Annotated in this window: 23 protein-coding genes; 13 read left to right on the forward strand and 10 right to left on the reverse strand. The window is 73.5% G+C overall.

Features of this window, described 5'->3' with window-relative positions:
* The first annotated feature begins 107 nt into the window (after window positions 1-107).
* Genes ABD671_RS02200 through ABD671_RS02220 form a run of 5 tightly spaced genes read left to right on the forward strand, consistent with a single transcriptional unit; the run spans window position 108 to window position 4072 of the window.
* Window positions 108-1082, forward strand: a complete 975-nt coding sequence (locus ABD671_RS02200; RefSeq protein WP_344731569.1) for a glucosyl-3-phosphoglycerate synthase — start codon at window positions 108-110, stop codon at window positions 1080-1082.
* Window positions 1079-1948, forward strand: a complete 870-nt coding sequence (folP, locus tag ABD671_RS02205) for a dihydropteroate synthase (RefSeq protein ID WP_344731570.1) — start codon at window positions 1079-1081, stop codon at window positions 1946-1948. The genes ABD671_RS02200 and folP overlap by 4 nt, the downstream gene beginning before the upstream one ends.
* Window positions 1945-2460 (forward strand): class III extradiol ring-cleavage dioxygenase family protein, encoded by a 516-nt coding sequence (locus tag ABD671_RS02210; protein ID WP_344731571.1) that lies wholly within the window; start codon window positions 1945-1947, stop codon window positions 2458-2460. Before folP ends, ABD671_RS02210 begins: the two co-directional genes overlap by 4 nt.
* Window positions 2448-3131: a dihydrofolate reductase family protein gene (locus ABD671_RS02215; RefSeq protein WP_344731572.1), complete on the forward strand. Its 684-nt coding sequence runs from the start codon at window positions 2448-2450 to the stop codon at window positions 3129-3131. Before ABD671_RS02210 ends, ABD671_RS02215 begins: the two co-directional genes overlap by 13 nt.
* Window positions 3132-3148: 17 nt before the next feature.
* Window positions 3149-4072 carry an LLM class flavin-dependent oxidoreductase gene (locus ABD671_RS02220; RefSeq protein WP_344731573.1) on the forward strand — a complete coding sequence of 308 codons (924 nt, stop codon included), beginning with the start codon at window positions 3149-3151 and terminating at the stop codon, window positions 4070-4072.
* 108 nt (window positions 4073-4180) lie between these two features.
* Here the strand turns inward: ABD671_RS02220 and ABD671_RS02225 are convergent, their stop codons facing one another.
* Genes ABD671_RS02225 through ABD671_RS02235 form a run of 3 tightly spaced genes read right to left on the reverse strand, consistent with a single transcriptional unit; the run spans window position 4181 to window position 7644 of the window.
* Complete coding sequence (locus ABD671_RS02225; RefSeq protein ID WP_344731574.1) at window positions 4181-5167, reverse strand: TIGR03617 family F420-dependent LLM class oxidoreductase; 987 nt, start codon at window positions 5165-5167, stop codon at window positions 4181-4183.
* Window positions 5164-6249, reverse strand: a complete 1086-nt coding sequence (locus ABD671_RS02230) for an acyltransferase family protein (RefSeq protein WP_344731575.1) — start codon at window positions 6247-6249, stop codon at window positions 5164-5166. Before ABD671_RS02230 ends, ABD671_RS02225 begins: the two co-directional genes overlap by 4 nt.
* A 9-nt stretch (window positions 6250-6258) precedes the next feature.
* Window positions 6259-7644, reverse strand: a complete 1386-nt coding sequence (locus tag ABD671_RS02235) for an MFS transporter (protein ID WP_344731576.1) — start codon at window positions 7642-7644, stop codon at window positions 6259-6261.
* Between the two features lie 120 nt (window positions 7645-7764).
* Here ABD671_RS02235 and ABD671_RS02240 point away from each other — a divergent pair, with 120 nt between their 5' ends.
* Complete coding sequence (locus tag ABD671_RS02240) at window positions 7765-8745, forward strand: esterase/lipase family protein (RefSeq protein ID WP_344731577.1); 981 nt, start codon at window positions 7765-7767, stop codon at window positions 8743-8745.
* A 73-nt stretch (window positions 8746-8818) separates the two neighbouring features.
* On the opposite strand, the gene ABD671_RS02245 is transcribed toward ABD671_RS02240, so the two are convergent.
* Together ABD671_RS02245 and ABD671_RS02250 are read right to left on the reverse strand one after the other, a co-directional pair.
* On the reverse strand, window positions 8819-9358 hold the full coding sequence (locus ABD671_RS02245; protein WP_344731578.1) for a hypothetical protein: 540 nt from the start codon (window positions 9356-9358) through the stop codon (window positions 8819-8821).
* Between the two features lie 88 nt (window positions 9359-9446).
* Window positions 9447-9920 carry an OsmC family protein gene (locus ABD671_RS02250; protein ID WP_344731579.1) on the reverse strand — a complete coding sequence of 158 codons (474 nt, stop codon included), beginning with the start codon at window positions 9918-9920 and terminating at the stop codon, window positions 9447-9449.
* 420 nt (window positions 9921-10340) lie between these two features.
* Between ABD671_RS02250 and ABD671_RS02255 the strand changes: the two genes are divergently transcribed.
* Window positions 10341-10598, forward strand: coding sequence for a hypothetical protein (locus ABD671_RS02255; protein ID WP_344731580.1), 258 nt, complete (start codon window positions 10341-10343; stop codon window positions 10596-10598).
* A gap of 58 nt (window positions 10599-10656) precedes the next feature.
* Here ABD671_RS02255 and ABD671_RS02260 read toward each other — a convergent pair whose 3' ends face one another.
* Window positions 10657-12609 carry a fatty acid desaturase gene (locus tag ABD671_RS02260; RefSeq protein ID WP_344731581.1) on the reverse strand — a complete coding sequence of 651 codons (1953 nt, stop codon included), beginning with the start codon at window positions 12607-12609 and terminating at the stop codon, window positions 10657-10659.
* 155 nt (window positions 12610-12764) lie between these two features.
* Between ABD671_RS02260 and ABD671_RS02265 the strand changes: the two genes are divergently transcribed.
* From ABD671_RS02265 to ABD671_RS02285, 5 genes are all read left to right on the forward strand, one after another.
* A complete protein-coding gene (locus ABD671_RS02265; RefSeq protein WP_344731582.1) occupies window positions 12765-13076 on the forward strand; it encodes a hypothetical protein in 312 nt (103 codons plus the stop codon).
* Complete coding sequence (locus ABD671_RS02270; RefSeq protein ID WP_344731583.1) at window positions 13073-14446, forward strand: hypothetical protein; 1374 nt, start codon at window positions 13073-13075, stop codon at window positions 14444-14446. Before ABD671_RS02265 ends, ABD671_RS02270 begins: the two co-directional genes overlap by 4 nt.
* A 66-nt stretch (window positions 14447-14512) precedes the next feature.
* Window positions 14513-14983, forward strand: coding sequence for a hypothetical protein (locus ABD671_RS02275; protein ID WP_344731584.1), 471 nt, complete (start codon window positions 14513-14515; stop codon window positions 14981-14983).
* Window positions 14980-15615 (forward strand): hypothetical protein, encoded by a 636-nt coding sequence (locus tag ABD671_RS02280; RefSeq protein WP_344731585.1) that lies wholly within the window; start codon window positions 14980-14982, stop codon window positions 15613-15615. The genes ABD671_RS02275 and ABD671_RS02280 overlap by 4 nt, the downstream gene beginning before the upstream one ends.
* On the forward strand, window positions 15612-16202 hold the full coding sequence (locus tag ABD671_RS02285) for a hypothetical protein (RefSeq protein WP_344731586.1): 591 nt from the start codon (window positions 15612-15614) through the stop codon (window positions 16200-16202). The genes ABD671_RS02280 and ABD671_RS02285 overlap by 4 nt, the downstream gene beginning before the upstream one ends.
* A gap of 19 nt (window positions 16203-16221) precedes the next feature.
* On the opposite strand, the gene ABD671_RS02290 is transcribed toward ABD671_RS02285, so the two are convergent.
* Window positions 16222-16737: a GNAT family N-acetyltransferase gene (locus tag ABD671_RS02290; protein WP_344731587.1), complete on the reverse strand. Its 516-nt coding sequence runs from the start codon at window positions 16735-16737 to the stop codon at window positions 16222-16224.
* Entirely contained in the window at window positions 16734-18752 is a 2019-nt protein-coding gene (locus ABD671_RS02295; protein WP_344731588.1) for a penicillin acylase family protein, read from the reverse strand. Before ABD671_RS02295 ends, ABD671_RS02290 begins: the two co-directional genes overlap by 4 nt.
* A gap of 22 nt (window positions 18753-18774) precedes the next feature.
* On the opposite strand from ABD671_RS02295, the gene ABD671_RS02300 reads away from it, so the two are divergent.
* Window positions 18775-20118 carry an MFS transporter gene (locus ABD671_RS02300; protein WP_344731589.1) on the forward strand — a complete coding sequence of 448 codons (1344 nt, stop codon included), beginning with the start codon at window positions 18775-18777 and terminating at the stop codon, window positions 20116-20118.
* A 131-nt stretch (window positions 20119-20249) separates the two neighbouring features.
* Here ABD671_RS02300 and ABD671_RS02305 read toward each other — a convergent pair whose 3' ends face one another.
* On the reverse strand, window positions 20250-20642 hold the full coding sequence (locus ABD671_RS02305) for a DUF2237 family protein (RefSeq protein ID WP_344731590.1): 393 nt from the start codon (window positions 20640-20642) through the stop codon (window positions 20250-20252).
* A gap of 67 nt (window positions 20643-20709) precedes the next feature.
* On the reverse strand, window positions 20710-21732 hold the full coding sequence (locus ABD671_RS02310; protein ID WP_344731591.1) for a hypothetical protein: 1023 nt from the start codon (window positions 21730-21732) through the stop codon (window positions 20710-20712).
* Window positions 21733-21810 lie beyond the last annotated feature (78 nt).

The raw sequence follows: 21810 nt of genomic DNA on the forward strand, positions 1-21810 counted from the left end.
CACACCAACGAAAGGTTCGGCGGCCAACCGCTGAAACTTTCGGCGGGTACCCGCCGAACCTTCACCCCACCCACCCCACCAACCACCCCCCGGCTAGTCTCGGCGTCGTGTCCGCGTCCCGAGCCGCCGCGTGGTTCGAGGCGAACACCCACGAGTGGTCGGAGTGGACCCTCGCCCAGCTGATGGAGGCCAAGGCCGGTCACAGCGTGAGTCTCGTGGTGCCGGCCCGCAACGAGGCCGGCACGGTCGGCGACGTCGTCGGCCGCGTGCGCGAGACGCTCGTCGACACCGTCGCGCTCATCGACGAGATCGTCGTCATCGACTCCGACTCCACCGACGCCACCGCCGCCGTCGCGGCCGACGCGGGAGCCGTCGTCCACCGCTCGCGCGACATCCGCCCCGACCTCGGCTCGGTGCCGGGCAAGGGCGAGGCGATGTGGAAGTCGCTGTTCGTCACCCAGGGCGACCTCATCGTCTTCATGGACGCCGACCTCACCGACTGGGACACCCACTTCGTGCCCGGCCTCCTCGGCCCCCTGCTCACCCGCCCCGAGGTGGCGCTGGTGAAGGGCTACTACGAGCGGCCCGGCCAGTCGGGTCCGCTGGACGGCGGCCGCGTCACCGAACTCGTCGCGCGACCCACGATCGCGCTCGAGCACCCCGAACTGGCCGGCCTCATCCAGCCGCTCGCCGGCGAGTGGGCGGCCCGCCGCAGCCTGCTCGAGCAGCTCCACATGCCCACCGGCTACGCCGTCGAGATCGCCTCCCTCATCGACACCGCCGACCTGCTCGGGGTCGAGGCGATCGCCCAGGTCGGCCTCGGCGTCCGCGCCCACTCCCACCAGCCGTTGCTCGACCTCGGAGCCATGGCCACCCAGTTGCTCGCCGCGGTCGGACGACGCCGCGGCACCCCGCCCGCCGCCCCTGACGCAGCACCCGACCATCAGCCCGACCGCCAGCTCGATCAGGAGCTCGACGGCCAGGTGGTGCTGCGCCAGTACCGGCCCCGCGAGGGGCGTATCGAGCCCGCCGAGCGCGTCGTCCTGCTCGGTGAGCGACCCCCCGCCAGGAGCGTGATGTGACACTGCGGTTGCGTCGGCACGAGTTCGCCGACGACCACAAGCTGATGATGGCGATCGTCAACCGGACGCCGGACTCCTTCTTCGACCAGGGCGCCACCTGGGCCGAGGACAAGGCGTTCGAGCGGGTGGCGACCGTCGTCGAGCAGGGCGCGGAGATCGTCGACATCGGCGGCATCAAGGCCGCGCCCGGCGTCGAGATCGACGCCGCGGAGGAGAAGTCCCGCGTCGTCGACTTCGTCGCCCGCGTGCGCGAGACCTACCCCGGTCTCGTCATCTCCGTCGACACCTGGCGCGCCGAGGTCGGCGACGCCGTGTGCGCGGCCGGCGCCGACGTCCTCAACGACGCGTGGGGCGGCGCCGACCCCGAACTGGTCGACGTCGCCGCCCAGTACGACGCCGCGATCATCTGCACCCACACCGGCGGCGTCACCCCGCGCACCCGGCCCTACCGCCTGGAGTACGACGACGTCGTGGCCGCCGCGATCGCCGACACGATGGCCTACGCCGACCGCGCCGTCGCCGCGGGTGTCGCCGAGGAGAGCGTGGTCATCGACCCCGCCCACGACTTCGGCAAGAACACCTTCCACTCCCTCGAGGTGACCCGGCGCATCGGCGAGATGGTCGAAGCCGGCCACGGGCGCCCGGTGCTCGTCTCGCTGTCGAACAAGGACTTCGTCGGCGAGTCCCTCGACCTGCCCGTCGGCGAGCGGCTCATCGGCACCCTGGCCGCCACCGCCGTGTGCGCACTGGCCGGAGCCCGCATCTACCGCGTCCACCAGGTGGTGGAGACCCGGCAGACCGTCGACATGGTCGACGTGATCTCCGGGCTCAAGCTGCCGCGTCGAGCCATCCGGGGGTTGCAGTGACCAGCCGCGTCGTCCTCGTCCCGGGCGTGCTCGCCCTGCTGCCCGAGTACGCCGGGCAGACCGACCCCGTCGCCGAGCTGCGGGCGGCAGCCGTCGCCGCGGTCGGCTGGGCCGGCCCGGACGCCGAGGTGATCGCCGAGCCCCAGGGCGCCCGCGTGGTCGAGGCGCTGCGTGCCGAGGCGCGCGCGGCCGGCGTCCTGGCGCCGGCCGGCGAGCCCGCCACGATCGTGGTCGCCAACGGCTCGGCCAAGCGCACCGAGAAGGCGCCCGGCCACCTCGACGAGCGCGCCGCCGGCGTCGACGAGGCGTTGGGGGAGGCCCTGCGTACACCCGACCCGCAGCACCTGAGAGAGTGGGACCGCGGACTCGCCGCCGAGCTGATGATCGGCCACGTCGACGGGTTCGTCGCCCTCGGTGACCTGCTCGCCAGTGCAGGCCCCGCCGAGGTCGACTACGCCGACGACCCGTTCGGCGTGCAGTACTGGGTGATGAGGTGGAGATGCGAGTCCTGACCGGCGCCGATGCCCACGGTGACCTGACCGACGACGACCTGGCGCGCCTGTACGCGGCCCCGACGACGCCGTTCCTGCGCGTCAACATGGTGAGCACCGTCGACGGCAGCGCCACCGGCGACAACGGGCTCTCCGGCTCGATCAACAACGCCGCCGACAAGCGGGTCTTCGACGTCCTGCGCGACTGGGCCGACGTGATCATCGTCGGTGCCGGCACCGCGAAGGCCGAGGGCTACCGTCCGGCCGCGCGTCCGATCGTCCTGGTCAGCCGCAAGGGCCAGGTGCCCGAGTCGCTGCGCGGCGCCCCGGCGGGCTCGGTCTACCTGGCCACCTGCTCGAAGTCCGACGGCATCGAGGAGGCCCGCGAGCTGCTGGGTGAGGAGCACGTGCTCACCCTCGGCACCTACCGCGTCGACCTCCCGCTGCTCAAGCAGACCCTCGCCGAGCGCGGCTGGGGCAAGCAGCTGTGCGAGGGCGGCCCCCACCTGCTGCGCGACCTGGTCTTCCAGGGCGCCGCCGACGAGCTCACCGGCACCACCGTGCCGCGCCTGGTGGCGGGGAGCTTCGGCCGCATCACCGAGGGCGCCTCCTTCGACCGCGCGCTCGAGCTGACCCTGCTGCTCGAGGACGCCGGCACGCTGTTCGGCCGCTGGAGCATCGTCGGCAGCTGAAGCCGCATCCTGGCGCCGTGGCGCCCGCTAGGGTCCGCTCCATGCAGGTCGGGATGACATTGCCGGTGATGGAGCCGGACCTCTGGGACGCTCCGGACACCCTCGAACGCTGGGCGCGCACCATCGACGAGGGGCCGTTCTCCTCGCTGTGCTTCGGCGAGCGGGTGGCCTTCGACAATCCCGAGACGCTCACCCTGCTCGGTGCTGTGGCGGCCTGGACGACGCGGGCGCGGCTGATCACCACCGTCGTCGTCCCGCAGCTGCATCATCCGGTGCCGCTCGCCAAGGCGCTGGCCACCGCCGACCGGCTCAGCGGCGGACGGCTCACCGTCGGCCTCGGGGTCGGCGGGCGCGAGGAGGACTACCGCGCCGCCGGCGCCGACCTCGCCACCCAGACGATGGGCGCGATGGCCGAGCGGGTCGCCACCATGCGCCGCGTGTGGGCGGGGGAGAACCTCACCGGCTCCACCCGCCCCGTCGGCCCGCCGCCGCTCCAGGACGGCGGCCCCGAGCTGCTGGTCGGCACGATGGGCCCCAAGACGATCCGGCACGCCGCCTCGTGGGCCGACGGGCTGGCCGGGGTCACCCTCGACCTCGACACCGCCGCCGTCGGCGGCCTCTTCGACCTCGCGCGCACCGCCTGGGCCGAGGCAGGACGCCCCGCGCCGCGGCTCACGACGTCCTTCTGGTTCGCGTTGGAGGAGACCTCCGGCGGGCGGGCCCGCGAGCAGGTGCACCGCCACCTGCGGCACTACATGAACTGGATCCCGGTCGAGTTCGTCGACGCGATGGCCCCCACGACCGGGTTCGCCGGCACGCTGGCCGAGCTGCGCGTCGTCCTCGACCGGTTCGCCGACCTGGGCTGCGACGAGGTGCAGCTGATCCCGACCGGATCGTCGGTGGAGCAGGTCGAGCGGGTGGCCGAGATCGTCGGCGGATAGGGCGCGCGGGGCGAGATTGGTCAGCTGAGTCTGCTGGTTGGCGTACGAAACTTCAGCTGACCAACGACAGAGTCACCGGCCGCCCGGTGACTCCGAGCAACGGCACCCCTACCCCAGCGCCCCCACCAACTCCGCGATCAGCTCCCCCCGCGGCCGGTACCCGGGGAAGTAGACGCACACCCGCTCGGCGACGTCGCCGAAGCGGCGCTCGATCTCCGCGGCGCACTCGGACGGCGTGCCGCGCACCGCGAGGGTCTCGAGCATCTGCGGGGTGATCAGGTCGATCATCGCCATCACGTCGCCGGTCTTCGACAGGGCGTTGAGCTGCGGTTGCAGATCGCCCCAGCCCTCGATGTCGAGCACGGGGCGGTAGGCGGGGGTGGAGCCGTAGAAGGCCAGCAGGCCGCGGACGCCGAGGTCGGCGGCGGCCTGCTCGTCGGCGCTCGCACCCATGGCGACGATCGCCTGCGGCTGGATCGCGAACCCCGGCCGGGTGGTGCCGAGCGCCGGCAGGGTGCGCTCGCGGAAGTGCCGGTGGGAGTGGAAGGGCATGACCAGCAGGCCGTCGGCGACCTCGGCCGCCACCTGGGTCATCAACGGCCCGAGGGCGCCGAGGTAGACCGGCGGGACGCCGTAGGGGTTCGGGCCCGGCACGAAGGTCGGCGGCATGAGGGTGTGGCGGGTGAACTCCCCGCGGAAGTCCAGCCGGGTGCCGTCCTGCCACGACGTCAGGATCGCCTTGGTGGCCAGCACGATCTCGCGCATCCGCGCGGCCGGCTGCGACCACGTGGCGCCGTACCGGTTCTCGATGTGCGGCTTGATCTGCGAGCCCAGCCCGAGCCGGAACCGGCCGCGGGAGAGCGCCTGGAGGTCCCATGAGGTGTGCGCCAGGTGCATGGGCGAGCGGGGGATCGCGATCGCCACGTTGGTCATCAGGTCGACGTCGACACCCGCGCCGGCTGCGAGCGCCAGCGGCAGGAACACGTCGTGCGGCCCCTCGAAGGTGAAGAGCCCGTGGACGCCGGTCGCGGCCAGCTCGGCGGCCCGCTGCGCCGCCTCGGTGGGTGCCGCGTCGAGCTGGATCTCGACCTTCATCGGGTGGCCGGCTCGCGGCGTCCGAGTTGGAGGGCGCCCGACTGCGAGCCGAGGAACGGCTTCTCTAGGTAGCGGTAGCTCAGCGCGGTGAACCCGGCCGCCATGGCCACACCGACGACCGCCAGCACGATCCCCGGTAGCGCGATGGCGTCCTTGTCGAGCAGGAAGATCGGCAGCCAGTGCCACAGGTAGAGGCTGTAGCTGGTGCGGCCGATCAGCGTCAGCGGGGCCGCGGTGAAGAGCCGCTTGATCGGGCTGTCGGCGTCGGTGAGGCCGTGGCGCAGCAGCAGCACCGTGCCCACGACCGCCAGGGGGACGCCGACGAAGCGGCAGATCGGGTCGTAGTAATGGCCCGGGGCCGCGACGACGTAGGCACAGATGAGGGCGAGGAAGAGCGCGGTGACCGCGGTGTCGGACGACGACGCACGGCGCGGCCCTGGAGCGTCGATGGCCAGCAGGGCGACGACGCCCCCGGCGAGGATCTCGGCGAAGCGGGCCGGCGGGATCGCGTAGAAGATCAGCCCGCCCCACGGCAGCGCCACGAGGTAGAGGGGGACGCCGCTGATCGCCGACCACCGCGCCAGTCGCGTGGCACTCCACCCGGCCCGTCGGGCGGCGTACACGGCGATCGGCCAGAGCAGGTAGAAGTACCACTCCATCGCCAGCGACCAGGTCTGGCGGAACGGCTCGGTCGTCGTCCCGAGGATCTCCGGCAGCCAGGTGAGCTGGAGGACAGCGAGCAGGCCGTTCCACGCCGCGTGGCCCACCCCGACATCGGGGTCGCCGGGCACGACCGCGATCGCGAGCGGGGTGAGGATCGCCAACCCGAGCAGGGCGGGATAGAGCCGCCGCACGCGGCGCTTCATGAACGTGACCCAGGCGCCGCCGATCGACTCGCCGAGCGGACCGCGCCACAGCACCGAGGTGATGACGTAGCCGCTCACCACGAAGAACACGTCGACGCCGATGTAGCCGCCCGTGCCGATCGGCAGGTACTCCGCCGCCCAGTGCACGCCCAGCACCGCCAGGATGCCGAGCGCGCGCAGACCGTCGAGGTAGGCGACGCGGGAGGGAGAGGACACAGGCGAAGGTTAGGGCCTGGATACCCGGTGGAGCACCCATGTCCCACCCAGTGCGACCACCCAGACCGACGACATGGTCAGCAGCGAGCCGCGGAAGCCGGCGTCCCCGCCGCCGTAGACCTCCATCAGGGTGACGCTCAGGGCGCTGCCCACCGAGAACCCGAGGTAGCGCAGCACCTGGTTGAAGGCCATGGCGCTGCCGGTCTCCGCAGGCGGCACGTGCGGCACCATCAGCACGGCCAGGGAGGAGAAGGTGAACCCGCTGCCGAGCCCGCTGAGCGCCATGATCGCCGTCAGGGTCAGCACGTGGTCGTGGAAGTCGGCGAGCAGCAGGGTGGCGGCGAGGAAGAGCCCGCACCCGGTGGGCAGCAGCAGGCGCGTGCCGGCGAGCCGCCCGACACCCTGGGCGAGGCGGCTGCCCACCACGCTGGCCACCGCGTACGGCGCCAGCATCGAGCCGGCCACCAGCGTCGAGCGGCCCAGGCCGAACCCGTCGCGCGGGGCGCTCTGCACCACCACGACCACCAGCGCCAGCAGCGTGTACATGCCGCACCCGGCCGCGAAGGCCACCAGGTTGGGGGCCGCGAGACCCGGGCGCACCGCGAGCCGCAGGTCCACCAGCGGGCCGTCCACCCGCAGCGTCCACCACCCCCAGGCCAGCAGGACGACGACGCCCGCCGCGAGCAGCGACAGCACCCGGGTGGAGTCCCACCCCCAGGTCTCGCCGCGGCTGACGGCCAGCAGGGTGGCGACCATCCCGCCGCTCAGCAGTCCGGCGCCGACCCAGTCGACAGCGCCGCCCGCGCCGTCGTCGCCGTGGGGCAGCACGAGCGCGGCCAGCGCCAACGTGATCGTGGTGAGGACGCCGCCGACCGCGTAGGCGCCCGCCACGCCGCCGTGCTCGGCCAGGAACGCCGAGAGCGGGTAGCCGGCCCCGGCGCCGGCCACCGTGGTCACCGAGAGCAGGGCGACGGTGCGCGGCAGGGCGGGGGCGGCCACGTGGTCGCGGGCGATCGCGATGGCGAGCGGCACCAGGGCCAGCCCGACGCCCTGGAGGGCGCGGCCCACGACCAGGGCACCGAACCCGAGCGGGAGCGCGCCGAGCAGCGAACCGACGCAGACCACCGCCAACCCGGCCAGCACCGCCGGACGCCGCCACCGGCCCGCGCCCAGGCGCCCCAGGATCGGGGTGGCGACCGCGCCGGAGAGCAGCGTGGCCGTCAGCGCCCACTGGGCGTCGGTCAGCGCCACGTCGTAGCGCCGGGCGATCGCCACGATGAGCGGCGCCCCGAGGCTGCTGACGATCGCGGTGACCGTGGTCAGCAGCACCAGCGTCACCACCAGTGCCCGGTCGCCGCGCACGCCACGCAGGCGGGGCGGGGCGGTCGTGGTCACCGGCCTACGGTGTCACGGCCGGCCGGGCCGCCCGGCAGCCGGTCCGGCGTCCGGTCGGGACGGGTGACGTCGTCCCCGCCCGGTGGCAGGATCGGCGCGGTCCACACCAGGAGGTCGCGCATGTCCCCGTTCCCCACCCGCCTGCGGCGCCGGCTCCTCGCCGCCGCGACCACGATCACGGCCGTCGTCGGTCTCGCGCTGCCGGCCGCCGTCGCGCCCGCGCAGGCCGCGGACGGCGATCTGCCGGTGCCCTACGGCTTCATCCCCTCCGCGGTGCTCGGCGGGCTGCCGCCCAACGGCAACGCGCCCGGCTCGAACGACTTCTCCTGCAAGCCCACCGCCGAGCACCCGCTGCCGGTGGTGCTCGTGCATGGACTGCTCGGCAACCGCTCGACCAACTGGCAGACCTTCGCGCCGCTGCTGCACAACGAGGGCTACTGCGTCTTCGCCCTCACCTACGGCCGCACGCTGCCGTTCCCGCTCGACCAGTTCGGCGGACTCGCCGACATCCGGCGCTCCGCCGGCGAGCTCAAGGCGTTCGTGGCCAGGGTCCTCGCGGCCACCGGCGCACCCCAGGTCGACATCGTCGGCCACTCCGAGGGCACCGTGATGCCCGACTACTACGTGAAGTTCCTCGGCGGCGCGCCCTTCGTGCACCGCTACGTCTCGCTGGCACCGCTGTGGCACGGCACCAACGTGCTCGGCGGCGCCACCCTCGCCCAGGCCGGCGAACCCTTCGGCCTCACCGGCCTGGTGCGCCTGCTGCTGCGTCCGTTCGCGCCGTCGCTGACCCAGCTGCTCACCGGCAGCTCGTTCATCAAGGAGCTGCGCAGCGGTGGCACCCCGGCCGTGGCCGGCGTGGAGTACACCAACATCGTCACGAAGTACGACCAGCTCGTCACGCCCTACACCTCGGGCATCGAGCCGGGCATGACCAACGTCGTCGTCCAGGACCTCTGCCCGCGCGACTACAGCGAGCACTTCGAGATCGTGGCCGACCCGATCGCCGCCCGCGTCGTCCTCAACGCCCTCGACCCGGCGAACGCCCAGCCGGTCGACTGCACCCTCGTGCTGCCCTACGTGGGGGTGCCGGGCTTCTGACGTGCCGGACGCCCGGACCTCGAGATCGGTCGAGGTCCGGGCGTCCGGGTCGTTCCCTGTGAGCCGGGGGCGATCACGGCCCCGTGTAGGCCACGACCTTGCCGCCGGCGTAGCACTGCTTCCACATGTTCTTTGGCACCTCGAGCTTGCGCAGCTTCGAGCACTTCGGCACCTCCTGGGTGCCGAGGATCTCGGTCCAGGTGCCGTCGATCGTGCGCCAGATCGCCTGGTGGCCGCCGGTGGGGCACGGCGCGAAGGTGCCGATGTCCGTCAGCGTGGCCCAGCCGTCGGAGCGCCACTTCTTCACCACGACGACAGGGGCGGTGGCACAGGAGGCCTTGCCGCCGTTGTCCTCGGTCCACAGGTCGTCGAGGCCCTTCTTCACCGCCAGCTGGAAGTCCTTGCTGGTGTCGGCCAGGCGGCCGAGCTGGTGGCTGGCGCGGCGCACGCTGACGCCGTCGCCCTTGTACGTGACGACGCGGACGTCGCCGGCCGAGGCGGTGCTGATTCCCGTGGTGGCGGCATCGGCGTGCGGCACGGCCGCGAGGGCGCCGAGGGCGCCGAGGCTGGCGGCGGCGACAGCGGCGAGGGAGGGGCGGGCGGACAGGTGCATGGGTGTTCCTTCGAGACGATGGTGAGGGGCGGCGGCATCGTGCCGCCGCCCCCTTGACGCTCGCGAGCGCCGTTCGGTTGCAGGTGGATCAGACCGAGGCCGGCTGCACCTGGGTCCAGGTGCTCACGAACTCGGTGCCGCTGCGGCGGAAGAGCTGGGAGACCGGGCAGCGTCGGTCGGTCTCGCGCTCGAGCTCGGCGAACTGCTCGGGCGTGGCGTCGGTGGCCACGCGGGCGGTCACCTCGACCCGGTCGAAGTTGGCGTTGCCCTCGGCGCCGCCGACCAGGACGGCGGTGTCGAGGTCGCCCTGGACGCGGAACTCGAAGTGCGTGAGCTCGATGCCGAGGTCCTTGGCCACCAGTTGGGCCGTGACCTGGTTGCAGGAGGTGAGGGCGCCGAGGGCGTAGAAGAGCGGGCTCGGCGCGGCGTCCTGGCCGCCGAAGGCGGGGTAGGCGTCGGTGGCGAAGCGGTGCGAGCCCGGGACCTCGAGCTGCTGGGCGACACCGGTGCCGGTGGCCTCCAGCACGAACGGGACGACGGATTCCTTGGGACGGGTGGACATGGGTCGGACCTCTCAATAGGGGAGTAAGGCTATTGAGATGCTACGGAATGGGTGGTGAGCTTCTCCAGGGTCGTCACGCGCCCGTCGGCTCCTGTGATCTCCGTGTGGAGTCGGTTCGCCTGCGGGACAAACGGACTGTGGTGGTGGATCATCGTCATGCGCCGTGCTCCGCGGCGCGCTCACCCGAATCCCCCCTTCGGTGCCGGTTCCTCGCCTCCCCCGCGAGCCTCCGACGCCTGCCCTCCCCCAGGAGTCCTGCCATGGCCTTCGGCATCCCTGTCCGCCCCCGCGCCGCCACCGCCCCGACACCACCCGTCCCGCCTCGGAGTCCCTGCTCCCGCGAGCACGCGTCGAGGACGGCGATGCCCGCTGGGGTCGCTCCTCACCGCACTCGCCCGGCAGCGATCTGAGGAGCGGTCCGTGGCACGCAGTGTGGAGGAGATCCTGCGCCAGTCCGAGGTGATCGCGCGCCAGCGCCACCTGCCCGAGGGCGAGTCCGACTCGCCCCTCGAACGCCTGCGCCAGGCGGTCGTCGGCAGGGGAGAGGCCGAGCGTCGCCTGCTCGAGGCCGTCCGGGCCGCGCGCGAGGCGGGGTGCTCGTGGGCGACCGTCGGCGCCATCCTCGGGACCTCGGGCGAGGCCGCCCGGCAGCGGTACGGTCCGCTCCAGGACGCCTGACCCTCCGGCCGACGCGGCCCGGGGCTGCTCGGGGTTGCTCAGGCCTGCTCAGGCCCGCTCAGGCGTCGTAGTCGACGTGCAGCTCCTCGGTGACGGGGTGCGCCTGGCAGGTCAGCACGTACCCCGCAGCCACCTCGGCGTCGTCCAGGGCGTGGTTCTGGTCCATCACGGCCCGCCCGAGCAGTACCTTCGCCCGGCACGTGCCGCACGCGCCGCCCGCGCAGGAGTACGGCGGCTCGAGGCCGCCCTGGAGGGCTGCATCGAGCAGGGTGTCGCCGGTCGAGCGCAGGTCGATCTCGAGGCGCCGCTCGCCGTGCGCGATCACGACCCGGCTCTCGACGTCGATCGCCGGGTCGGTCGCGGTGGTGTGGAAGACCTCGGTGAGCACCCGCTCGGTCGTGCCGAGCTCCGTCGACAGCTCGCGCACGAGGGCGTCGGGGCCGCACAGGAACCAGGCGTCGACCGGGTCCTCGCCCGCCAGCTCGCGTACGAGGGACGGCGTGATGCGGCCCGGCAGCTCGGCGTCCGGCGTCCGGGAGAGCACGTGGTGCACGCGCAGCCGATCGTCGGCGGCCAGGGCGGCGAGCTCGCCGCGGAACATCGTCGAGGACGGCGTCCGGTTGCCGTACACCACCGTGACGGTGCTGCGCGGCTCCTCCTCCAGCACGGTGCGCACGATCGACATGATCGGCGTGATGCCCGAGCCGGCCGCGACCGCGACGTAGCGGCGCCGGGCCGCGGGGTCGAGCTCGGTGCGGAAGTGCCCGGCCGGCGGCAGCACGTCGAGCAGGTCGCCGGCCTGCAGGTGCTCGAGGACGTAGCCGGAGAAGATCCCGCCCGGCACGTGCCGCACCGCGATGGCCAGCCGGCGCTCGGAGACCGCCGAGACGATCGAGTAGGTGCGGGTGACCGCGGCGCCGTCGATGATCGCGCGCACGGTGACGTGCTGGCCGTGCCGGTAGGCGTAGGTCTCGGCCAGGTCGGCGGGCACCTCGAGCACGACCAGGCGGCTCTCCTCGGTGAGGGTCTCGACGGCGGCCACGCGCAGCGGATGGAACACGGGCGCGGCGCGGCCGGCGTCGCCGTCGAGGACGACGTCGTCGGTGAGCCGGCGCCAGGTGCGGTACTCGTCGGCGGTCAGCGAGCGCCCGAACCACGTCGAGATGGCGGCGTCCCGGTCGAGGTAGGCCTGCTCGTTGCGCCGCCACGCCCGCACGTAGCGGTAGAACGGCACGCTCGGGTGCAGGTGATGCACGAGGTGGTAGTTCTGGTAGACGAACAGCGGCGTCATCCACGACTCGCGGCCCACCCGCACCCGTGTCGCCTGGTACTTGTGCTGGCGCTGGGTCAGCGGCAGGCCGTGGTGCGGCAGATAGTCGAACCACCACGCCAGCACCAGGACGCCGAGGCGCTGCCCGACCAGCCAGAGCAGCAGCTCCGGGCCGGCACCGAGCACGGCCACCGAGGCCAGCCCGGCGATCGCGCCGACGAACACCGCGAGGGTCACCGCGACCTCGCGCCGCGGCCGCTCGCCGATGCGGTGCAGGTAGAACGCGACGTACCAGAGGTCGAGGCTGGCCCACCGGAACGGCAGCTGCCAGGCCGGGCCCTCGCTGGTCCACTGGTCGGGGTCGACGAGCTTGGGCTCGTTGGTGTTGCGGTGGTGCTCGATGTGGATGAACTTCACCAGCGCGAAGCTCGCGTACGGCGCCACGAACGGGATCGCGAGGCGCCCGAAGAGGTCGTTGAGCCGGGTGTTCGTGCTCACCGCGTGGTGGATCGACTCGTGCAGCACGGTGAACATCAGGTACGTCACCGCTGCGCCCATCGGCACCAGCGCCCACGGCGTCCAGCTGCGGGCCAGCCCGACGATCTGGACGACGAACAGCCCGAGCGTGCCCACGTAGAGGCCGGCCGTCGGCCAGGCCAGGGTCGGCACGCGCTCGCCGGGGTCGGGCAGGCCGAGCACCGGCCGCAGGTCGACCGGGCGGGTCGCCGTGCTGGTGGGCATGGGGGGCATGGGGGTCGTGGGGGTCACGGGAGCACCTCTGCTTGACAAAATCGTGAGAATGTCAAGCAGAGGGTGACATGGCGGCGGGGCCTCCGGCAAGGGGCTGGTCGCGGCCGGCCGGTTTCGGCGGGCTGCCGAGCGGGCATCGCACCGCCGTGAGCGAACGACTCGTCGCCGACGTCGGCCAGATCCGATCCTCGGCGTCTACGGTGAAGGCGATCAGGGACGCCGTCACCGACAGCGATGCCCTCATCGATCGCTACGCCGACGCCGTGGGGCAGAGCGTGCTGGTCGACGCCCTCCACGACTTCGCCTCGAACTGGAAGATCCACCGCGAGAAGCTGGTCAAGGACCTCGACACCTTCAGCGGCTGGGCCGGCCGAGCAGCCGACGAGTACGACCGCGCCGACCACGACCTGGGCGCGGCCCTCACCCGCACCGCGCCGGCAGGGGAGACCGAGTCATGAGCCGCCCCGGCGACTGGTCGCCCCTCGCCGCCACCGACCCCGTCCCCGGCGACCCGTACGAGGTCGGCGCGCTCTCCCGAGAGCTGCGCGATCTCGCGCAGAGCCTGCGCGAGCAGGCCGAGCGACTCTCCTCGCTGAGCACCTCGGACTACTGGGAGGGCGAGGCGGCCGAGACCTTCGACGAGACGGCCGCCAAGGTCGCCGACGACCTCGATCGCATGCTGCCGCGCTACGAGGCCGCCTACGAGGCCGTCGCCTCCTACGTCGGGCCCCTGGAGGAGGAGCAGGCGGTCTCCCTCGGCATCCTGCACGAGGCGCAGGAGCTCGGACGCCGCGACGACGCCGCCCGCGCCCGGCTCGGCATCCCGATGCGCCGGATCTCTCCCGTGCTCTACCCCGTGCGTCCACCCGACGCAACGCCCGCCGAGAACGCCGACTGGGACACCGTCGATCAGTACGCCGGCGAGCTGCGGCGTCTCCAGGGGCGGCTCGAGGACTCCGCGAGCAGGGTGCGGCATGCGGCCGAGAAGGCGGCGTCCCGGCTGCGCGACGTGATCGACCACGACGGGCTCAAGGACAGCCGCTGGGACAAGGTCAAGCACGCAGTGAAGAGTGTGGCGAAGTGGCTGGCCGACAACCTTCACCTCAAGGCGATCTCGGAGCTCCTCTCCCAGATCGCCGCGGCGGTCGGGGTGGCGGCCCTGCTGCTGTGCTGGGTGCCGGGGCTCGGTGAGTTGTTGGCAGGGTTCGCCCTGGCGCTCGCCGGCGCGGCGCTGCTGATCGACACGGTCCTCGCTCTCGCGGGGGAGGGCAGTTGGGGCAAGGTGGCCATGGACGCCCTGCTCGTCGTCGCCGGCGGTGTCGCCAAGGGCCTCCAGGGCGCCTACGGCGCCATGATGGCCGGCGGAAAACTCACGGCAGCGGCGGAAGGGGCTGTTCCCGGCATCCTCCGCGCCGGCGGTCGCGAGGCCCCCGGACTGGTCACGGCGCTCCGAGCCGGTGATCTCCGGACGGCGTCCCAGCTCAGCAACCTCAGCGAGCGCCGGCTGGCCGGCCTCCTGGGCGGACAGCTCGGCCGGATGACCCGCGCCGAGGGCGTGTTGGGCGGCGGTCGCGTCGCCCTGCTGGACGCCGCCACCGCGCCGCCGATCCGCCCGAATCCCTTCACCAACCTGCGGGACGACGCCGCGGCCCTTCGCCAGCTGACGCCCTCGGGCATCAGCCACGGCCTGTCGGAGGCGCGCTCGTTCGCCGGCGGCCTCTCCCTCGAATCGATGCGGGCGTCGTACGACTCGACGCATCGGTGCCCGATGTGGCGCGAGCCGTCGGCAACGTCGGCATCAACACCACTGTGGCGATCCACGATGTGATGGAGGCTTACGCCGATCGGGAGATCCTGCCTGGCGAGTCCGCGCTCATCGAGGCGGGTCGTACCGGTGACTGATCGCGACCCTCGACTCGAGCCCCGAGGTGGCCGTGGCTCGTCGGCACGCGGAGCCGATCCGCTGACGGGGCGCGCCGTACCCCTCGCCGTCTACCGCCTGCTGCTCTCCACGGTCGCCGGGCTCCTGTTCCTGCTCGCCGTCATCATCGACGCGCAGTCCCTGGGCACCGTCGCCGCGGCGATGGTGCTCGCGAGCGCCCTGGCCTCGCGTTACTCACGGGATCGCAGCCCCGACGGCTTCGGACGGGCGTTCCTCCCCGGACTCCAAGGCGCCGGCGCGGCCGCCTTCATCGCCGCCGTCGCGGGGGCCGGATTCGGCTGGCACGTCGCGGCCTGGTTGGCGGGGGCCGCCGCGGTCCTCTTCGTCGTCCAGGTGCTGCTGGTGCTCCCGTGGGGGAAGCCCAGCCTCGAGGAGCGGATGGAGCAGATCCGCCGCGATCTCGCCGAGGAGGATCCCTCGTGAACCACGCCGGGCTCGCCGACCTGTACGTGCAGTTGGAGGCGGTCGTGCCGCCCGGGTGGGTCGCCCTCCCGCTCGCGCACGATGTCGACCCGGAGGCGTGGGCACGGGCCGACGTCGAGCGTGCGTCCGTCGGTGTCGAGCCGGCCTCGACCTCGGTGGGCGCGGAGGTGGCGGCCGGTCTGCTCGCCCTGGCGGTCCTACGGGCCCGCTACCTCTGGGACGGCGACGTGGCCGCGGCGCTCTCGTTGGCCTTCCAGCCCGACCCGTTGGGGCGCGTGCTCGCCGTCCTCGATGCCGCGGTCTTCCCGCTCGAGGATCGGCCGGTCACCCCCGACCGTGTGCTCGGTCTCGGCAGCGATCACGGCGGCATCGTCGGGTCGGTCGACGTTGCGGAGGTCGATCTGCCCGCGGGTCCGGCCGTGCGATACGCGGCGCGACTGGCGGCCAGCCCCGACGCCGAGGAACCCACCAGCGCCCAGGTCGCCGAGGCGATCGCCCTGATCGTGACCCCCGGCGAACTCCCCGGCTTCGTGCTGGTCGAGGCCCAATGGGCGGATCCGACGCTGAGCGATGCCATCTCCGCCGAGGTCGACGCCATCGCCGCCGGACTGCGCCTGGAGTTCCGGCAATGAGCCCCCGTTACCGCCTGCTGGCCCCGGAGGGTTGGGACCGCATCCCGCTCGACGAACGCGCGGAGCGCGCTGTCAACCGCATCGTCGAGCGGCAGTTCCGCGGCATCGACGACGCTCCCCATCTGAGGGCCGAGCTGCGCGGGAGCCTGCTCGATCAGGTGCGGCAGGCCGCCGAGGTCGGCGGGCGTGAGATGTTCCTGTCCTCCGTCATGGTCGGCCCCATGCCCTTGCAGTCGACCCTCCTGGTCACCGAGCTCGACGGCGACCCGGCCGTCGACGACTCCGAGGTGCTCGGCGAACTCGCGCTCCTGCTGCGCGAGGACGCCGGCGTGGAGTCGGCGAGGGTCGCCGAGCACCCCGCCGGTCGGGCCCAGCGCCGCGTGCGCATCGAGCCGGCCGCCTCCGCAGAGAGCCACGACACCCTCGTCGTCGAGTGGTACCTCGTCGCCCCGGGGGGTGCCTCGATCGTGCTGCTCACCTTCAGCACCTTCCTGCTGCCGATCCGCGAGGCGTTCGAGACGCTCTTCGACGTCGTCGCGTCGAGCGTGCGCTGGCGGTCTGCGGTCACGGTGCCGGCGTCCGGCTGATCCCGGCGTCCGGGGTCCCTCAGGTCCGGGAGCCCTCCCCGCCGACGTCGAGGAACAGGAACTGCGCGCGCTTGTGCGGCAGGTCGACGACCGGCCCGCGGGTGAAGCCGAGTGCCAGGCCCCGGCGCACCGAGGCCTCGTTGTCGGCGTCGGGTTCGAGGACGACGCGTCGCGTGCCTTGCTCGGCGAGCCAGGTCAGGAACCGCATGAGCTCCCGCTCGGTGCGTCCGGCGCGGGCCGGGGTGTCGGCGAGCAGCAGGTGCACCCCGACATCGCCGGGTCGGCGGTCGTAGAACGCCCCGATCTCGTCGACGAACGGGTCGTAGGTCTGCACCAGGCCGATCGGCACGCCGTCCACCTCGAGCAGGTACGCGGCGAGGTGCTCCTGCTCGTCGATCCAGCGGTAGATCTCCTCCACCTCGGCGCGCGACTTCCCGAGCATCCCCCAGAACCGGGCGCGCGGCTCGCTCACCCAGCCGTGCACGAGATCGAGGTCGGTATCCGGGTCGAGACGGCGAGGCCGATAGCTGCTCACGGGTGCTCCAGGGTGTCGGGGCGCAGGTCTTCCCACGCCGTCCTCAGGGGCAGGACGCCGCCGGCCGCCCAGGTCGCGTGCTGGTCGTGCGCGTGGGGGGACGCCGGATCGCCGGCGGCGCCGAGCGGGACGACCCACCCGCCGGCGTCCCGGTCGGCGAGGTCCCAGACCCAGCGCGCCGCCGAGGCGCGCACGCACACCTCGCTGCCGGGCAGCCACGCGGTGCATCGCACGGTGTCGGTGTCGCCGCTGAGCGGTGTCGATGGCGTTCTCGGCTCATGCGGCAGCCCGAACTGCTCGAGGGCGTGCAGCGGATGGAAGCGGTGCCGCTGCGGCCACGGCGGATGCTCGCCGTCGCGGACCGCGCGAGCCGCCTCGGCGACCAGCTGCGCGGCGTCGAGCCCGAAGGGACGCTCGGCGGAGAGGATCACGTGCAGCGAGACGGCCACCCGCACCGGCAGATGCGACCACGGCTCGACGATCGGCCCGTACGGCGACGGCTCGCGCAGGGGTGCCAGCGCCGGCGCCGCGCACAGCCGCTCGACGACCTCCTCGCGCAGCGCCGCGTACCAGGCGGCGCCGGGGGAGTCGTCGATCGCGCCGTCCCACCCCTCGGTGAGCGGGGGCCTGAGGTCGGCCGGCACGAGGTCGAGGAGCACCCGGGACGACGCCGAGGTCACGTCGGCCAGCGCGGCTGCGGCATCCGCGGCGTCCAGGAGCCGGTCGGGTCCGAGGAGTTCTCCCAGGCGTCGGGCGCGGAACGGCGGCGCGAAGTCGTCGGTCAGCACGTCGAACGCGGGCGTCGCCCGATCGTTGGCGGTGACCAGGACGCCGTCCGGCCCGGGCTCGCGGTTCGGTAGCGGCTCGACCCAGCCGACGATGCCGCCCTCGCTGTCGCGGCGCGGCATGCGACCGGCCACGAGGTGACGCACGTCGCCGGCGGTGTCGGCGATCAGCCAGTTGTTGACCGGCTCGACCCAGGCCCGCAGCGCCTGCGCGACGTCGTCCACCCGACGACTGCGCAGCAACGGGAGGAGCGCGGCGAAGCCGAGGTCGCCCAGGAGGTAGGCCGGACTGTCGAGTACGACACCCGCGCCCCGGCCGCTGTCGCCGAGCACGACCGGGCCGCGTGCGGTGTCGAGCACCTCGATGCTCACCGGTGTGGCGCCGCGGACGGTGACGCGCTGATGCTCGACCCTCGCGGGCTCCCCCTCGACGAGCACCTCCTCGCCGCGGCGACGCAGGCTCACCTCGTGGGCCTGCTGGTAGGCGGCCATCGCGTTGGTGACGCCCCAGGCCACCTCGCCGGCGTGCCCGAAGTGCTGCACGCCCGGCACGCCGGGGAAGGTCAGGCCGACGGCATCGAACGGGTCGCCCGGCCCGATGCACTGGAGCCGCACCTGCGCGTAGACGCCGGGATCCTCCAGCAGGCGATGGGGGTCGCCGGCGATGAGCGGCAGGCCGCTGCGGGTGCGGCTGCCGGCCAGCACGAACGCGTTCGAGCCGCCGGCCAGGCCCTCGGTGCGGAACAGGTCGGCCTCCGGCCCGAGGACGCGGCGGGCGCGGGCGTGGAACAGGGCGGAGGGGAACGAGCCGAACAGCACATGCTGGACGGCGAAGATCCCCAGCGGCGTCCACGGGTGCCAGCGGCCGGGGGCCGGGCCCAGCGCCCGCAGTTCAGGGCACGCGGCCTCCCGCAGACCGGTCTCGACGCCGCCGGCGTAGGCCGTCAGCGCGGCGCGCGTCTCGGCGTCGAGGACGTCGAAGGCGCGGCGGGCGAGCAGGTCGAGCTGCGCGCGGCGGGCGAAGGCGTCCCAGGCGACGCCGGCCGGTCCGAGGAGTTCCGCGGTGCGCCCCACCGAGCGCAGCCGCTCGATCTCGAGCTGCCAGGCGCGGTCGTGGGCGGCGACGCGCCCCTGGAGCGCGAACAGCGCGGCCACCGAGGGCGCCCGCAGATGGGGGACGCCGTGGGCGTCGCGGCGCACCTCGCCGGACACTGGCACCGCTGAATCCATGAGGTAAGGCTAGCCTAAATTCATGCATCTGGTGACGGAGCCCCCCGCGGCCGACCCTCGCACGCGGCGGCTGCTCGTCGGCTTCGCGATCGCCTCCCTCGGCACCGGCCTGACCGTGCCCTTCCTCTTCGTCCACCTCGCCCGGGTGCGCGATCTCGGCGCCGGCACGGCCGGGCTGCTCTACGCCTGGATGGGGCTGGTCGGCATCCTCGCCGCCCTCGCCGCCGGCCCGCTCCTGGACCGCCGCGGCTCGCGGCCCGTGCTGCTCGGCGCGCTCGGGGTCGGTGCGAGCGCCCTCACCTGCCTCGCGCTGCTGCCGCTGGACGCCGGGGTCGGCGTCATGCTGCCGGTGCTCGCCGGCGTGGTGCTCGGTGCCGCGCCGTTGTGGCCGGCGACCACCGCCCTCCTGGCACGGTGGGCCGGCCCGCATGCCGCGGTGCGCGACCGGCTGCTCGCCCAGGCCTTCCTCGCCCTCAACGCCGGCATCGGCGTCGGCAGCGTGCTGGGCGCGCTCGTGGTCGACGTCGATCGGGCCGGCACCTTCCGGTTGCTCTTCCTCGGCCAGGCCGCCACCTGCCTGGTCTTCGCGCTGATCGTGATCGGCGGAGGCGCGGGCGGTGGTGATGCCGGGCCCGATCCTGACCCGTCCCGTAGGCCCGGGACGGCGGCCGCCTCGGCCCCCGAGGCCGAGGCGGGGTGGTCGGTCGTCCTCGCCGATCGCCGGATGCTGCTGCTGTGCGGCTGCGGCGTCCTGGCCGTCACCTTCGGCTACGGCCAGATCGAGGCCGGCGCCACGGCGTACGCCGTCGAGGTCGCCGGCGTCCCGGCGGCAGCCCTGGGCTGGGCGTTCGCCGCCAACACCCTCGTCGTGCTGCTCGCGCAGCTGCCCGTGCTGCGATGGGTCGGGGCGTGGCGGCGCACCTCCGCACTCGGGCTCGCGGTCGCGTTGTGGTCGGTCGCGTGGGTCGTCGTCGCGGCCGCCGACCCGTTGGGCGGGCTCGGAGCCGCGCCGGCGATCGCCGCGCTCGTCGTCGGACTCGCGGTGTTCGGGCTCGGCGAGACGCTGTGGGCACCGGTCGCCGCCGCCCTCGCCGACGACCTGGCCACCGACGCCACCCGCGGACGCCACCACGCCGCTCTCGGCCTGGTCTGGACCCTGGGCCAGATGCTCGGCCCGGCGATCGCCGGTCTGCTCATCGGCTCCGGGCACGGCCACCTCTGGGCGCTGCTCGTCGTCGCCGCCACCGCCGTGACCGCCGTGCTGCTGCGCCGCTTCCGCCGCCTGCTGCGGCCCGAGGAGGACGGCGTCCCGTCGGCGGCGGCGTCCGCGTCGTCGGCGGACCCCGTCGTCACCGTGGCGCGCTGACCCCCGCGGCGTCCGCTATCCGGGCGTACTTCTCAGGGGAAACTGTCACTTCTCAGGGGAAATCTCCCCTGAGAAGTGCGGGAGTCACCGGTGCACCGGTGACTCCTGCAGCCGGCCCGCGCCTCGCCCACTCACGGCTCGAGCCCGCTGAGATCGCCCGGCACGTCGACGGCGTGCTGGCGCAGGATCTCCAGCGGGATCATCCGCAGCACCGACTCGTTCGTCGCGGCCAGGCGCACCGGAGCGGCGGCACCGTCGTGGTGGGCCCGCAGCCAGTTGTGGGCGGTCACGCACCACGGGTCGCCCGGCCGCAGCCCGGGGAACCCGTACTCCGGCCGCGGGGTAGAGAGGTCGTTGCCGATCGCCGCCTGATGCGCCAGGAAGGTGTCGGTGACGACCGCGCACACGGTGTGCATCACCCGGTCGTCACCGCGGGTCGCGCAGCAGCCGTCGCGGTGGAACCCGGTCATCGGCTCCGTGCCGCACTCCTCGAGATCGCCGCCCAGGACGTTGCGCTCGGTCACGGGACCAGTCTCACCGATCCGACTCGACGCGGGAACGGTTCAGCGCTCGTCCCTGTGCCCCGCGCGCTCAGCGGTGGAACCAGTCCACCCTCAGGCCGCGCGCGGTGTAGACCGAGAGCGCCACGCCGCCCGGCACCGCGCTGATGTCGTAGTCCGTCATGGCCCCGTTCAGCCGCCGGCGCGAGATGATCGCGGCCTCGCCCGCCCCGATCCCAAGCGCGGTGTCGATGACCCGCAGTTCGCCCTCGTCGACGACGTAGAGCAGATCGCCGCAAACGGCTGCGTCGCCGGGACCGAGCGAGCCCGTGGTGGCGATGGCGGCCAGCCGGTCGTCGACGGGCACCCAGACCCAGAACCGCGTGCCGGCATCCGTCGCCTCGCGGATCAGGATGCGGTCGATCCCGACGCCGCCGATGCTCAGGTCGCCGCGCGCACCGAGGTCCGCGACCTCGGCGATCTCCAGGCGGGCACCGTCGCGGGACGCTGCCCCCTCGAGAGCCGCCGCCTCCACAGTCGGCTCGGATGCGACGAGGCCGACCGTGCTGGCGATGGTGGGATTGGTCGCGAGGCCCGGAGGGGCCTCGAAGTCGGCGGATGCGCGACGCAGAGTCGTGAAGGAGCGGGGCAGTCCGATGAGCACGTCCCCGCCCCACGCGCCGATCGCCCGCACCCCGGTGAGGACACGCCCGAGGCCGAGAGATGAGCCGTCCGAGCGGATCTCGCGGACCAGGCGCTCCACCTCGTCAGGGTCGCTCGAGCTGCGTGGCAGCACGTTGCTCACCACCAGGCCCCCGGCGGACGCGGCCCAGGCGCGCGTGCCGCGCAACGCCTGCGCCAGGCCCGCGGGCCCGCCGACGACGATCGGATCCTCGGTGTCGTCCTCCGGCGCGATCACCGCGGCCTGCGGCGTCAGCAGAACGCGGACGTCGGCGGGGTCGGTGTCGGGTCTCGTGGCGACCGCCGTCGGTGCCGACACATCGCGGATGCACCCAGCCGATGCGTCCGGCGCGGGCCGAGCCACCGGCGCGCTCGCGGCGAGGGCCGCCACGGCGGTCAGTGCCACCACGATGGCGGCCGAGCGGCGGATCATCGGACCATCATCCTCGACGCCGTCCGCCTCCGCCGATCGCTGTCACGCGTCGGCCTGCCGTGGCGCTCGTCCCTCGCT

Origin of the sequence: Nocardioides fonticola, from assembly GCF_039536805.1 — a bacterium.
GTDB classification, from domain to species: domain Bacteria; phylum Actinomycetota; class Actinomycetes; order Propionibacteriales; family Nocardioidaceae; genus Nocardioides; species Nocardioides fonticola.

Excerpts from the sequence above, each read along its gene's own strand:
- ABD671_RS02215 (WP_344731572.1), top strand. The coding sequence starts at position 2,448 with ATGCGAGTCCTGACCGGCGCCGATGCCCACGGTGACCTGACCGACGAC.
- ABD671_RS02225 (WP_344731574.1), bottom strand. The coding sequence starts at position 5,167 with ATGAAGGTCGAGATCCAGCTCGACGCGGCACCCACCGAGGCGGCGCAG.
- ABD671_RS02240 (WP_344731577.1), top strand. The coding sequence starts at position 7,765 with ATGTCCCCGTTCCCCACCCGCCTGCGGCGCCGGCTCCTCGCCGCCGCG.
- ABD671_RS02245 (WP_344731578.1), bottom strand. The coding sequence starts at position 9,358 with ATGCACCTGTCCGCCCGCCCCTCCCTCGCCGCTGTCGCCGCCGCCAGC.
- ABD671_RS02250 (WP_344731579.1), bottom strand. The coding sequence starts at position 9,920 with ATGTCCACCCGTCCCAAGGAATCCGTCGTCCCGTTCGTGCTGGAGGCC.
- ABD671_RS02260 (WP_344731581.1), bottom strand. The coding sequence starts at position 12,609 with ATGCCCACCAGCACGGCGACCCGCCCGGTCGACCTGCGGCCGGTGCTC.
- ABD671_RS02270 (WP_344731583.1), top strand. The coding sequence starts at position 13,073 with ATGAGCCGCCCCGGCGACTGGTCGCCCCTCGCCGCCACCGACCCCGTC.
- ABD671_RS02285 (WP_344731586.1), top strand. The coding sequence starts at position 15,612 with ATGAGCCCCCGTTACCGCCTGCTGGCCCCGGAGGGTTGGGACCGCATC.
- ABD671_RS02295 (WP_344731588.1), bottom strand. The coding sequence starts at position 18,752 with ATGGATTCAGCGGTGCCAGTGTCCGGCGAGGTGCGCCGCGACGCCCAC.
- ABD671_RS02300 (WP_344731589.1), top strand. The coding sequence starts at position 18,775 with ATGCATCTGGTGACGGAGCCCCCCGCGGCCGACCCTCGCACGCGGCGG.
- ABD671_RS02310 (WP_344731591.1), bottom strand. The coding sequence starts at position 21,732 with ATGATCCGCCGCTCGGCCGCCATCGTGGTGGCACTGACCGCCGTGGCG.